The 1115-nt window shown below is 78.9% G+C and carries 1 protein-coding gene and 1 pseudogene; both read left to right on the forward strand.

The features are described from left to right. Nucleotides 1-907, forward strand: a 907-nt coding sequence (locus ACFPBZ_RS29410) for a DUF6049 family protein (RefSeq protein ID WP_378039650.1), incomplete at its 5' end; no start/stop codon positions are given. Then, nucleotides 904-1115, forward strand: a pseudogene (locus ACFPBZ_RS29415) (hypothetical protein); the annotation flags it as partial. The gene ACFPBZ_RS29410 and the pseudogene ACFPBZ_RS29415, both read left to right, overlap by 4 nt.

Raw genomic sequence — 1115 nt, forward strand, 5'->3', positions numbered from 1 at the left:
CGTCGCGCCCGCCGCGGCCGCCCTGCTCGACGTCGTCGCCGAGCTCGCCCGGCGCGGCCTGGCCGCGCCCGTCGACGCGGGCACCCTGCTCGCCCGGGCGGCGGCCTCGCCCGCCACCCCGCCCGTGTCGCTCGGGCCGGGGACGCCGACCTCGGTGTCGGACCAGTCGCCCGCCGTCCTCGACCGGATCCGCCGGGTGCGCGACGACCAGCGCGACCTGCTCGCCGCGATCCGCCAGGACCGGGTCGGGTCGCCCACCCCGTCGGAGTACGTCGAGCCCCTGACCGGCGCCCTCCTGCGCAGCCTCTCGGCCGCCGGGCGCGGCGACCCGGCCCTGCAGCAGGCCGCCGCGGACGACGTCACCGCCCAGATGCGGACCCTGCGCTCGATGGTCCGGGTGATCCAGCCCGCGGGCACCTACTCGCTGGGCTCCAGCGACGCGCCGCTGCTGCTCACCGTGGAGAACCAGCTGCCCGTGGCGGTCGACGTCACCGTGGCGCTCGAGCCCACGCCGGGCGTGCGGGCGTCGCCGGTCCCGGTGCGCCAGGTCCCCGCCTTCGGCAGCTACCAGTTCCAGGTGGCCCTCGACGTCGAGCGCTCCGGGCAGTTCACGATCGACGCGACCGCGCTCACCCCCGGGGGCGAATCGCTCGGCCCGACGAGTCGTCTCCTGCTCAGATCGACCGCCTACGGCACCATCACGGTGTGGTTGACCGCGTCCGCAGCCCTCGTGCTGGTGACCCTCGCGACCCTGCGGGTGGTGCTCCGGGTGCGGGCGGCCCGACGCGACCGGCGATCCCGGCGCAGGAGACGCCCCGCGACCGGGGACGTCCCGACGGTGGACCCGCAGGACACCCCCGCCCCGACCCTGGAGGACGAGGCTCCGGGGAACGTGACCACCCGGTGAGCGCCGGACCGCCCCGGGGACGGCCCGGGAACCCGGACGCACCGCCGCACGACCCGTCGCAGCCCGACGACGGCTTCGTCGTCGTCCCCCCGCCGCCCACCCCCGTCGACGGCCCGCCGCCGCGGGCGGCCGAGCAGGGCCCCGTCCCGTCGCGCGCCCCCGAGCAGGGGCACGACCCCCGCGCGGGCCGGCCGCCCGGGCCGCCGCG

It is taken from the genome of Actinomycetospora atypica (assembly GCF_042653685.1).
Lineage (GTDB): Bacteria > Actinomycetota > Actinomycetes > Mycobacteriales > Pseudonocardiaceae > Actinomycetospora > Actinomycetospora atypica.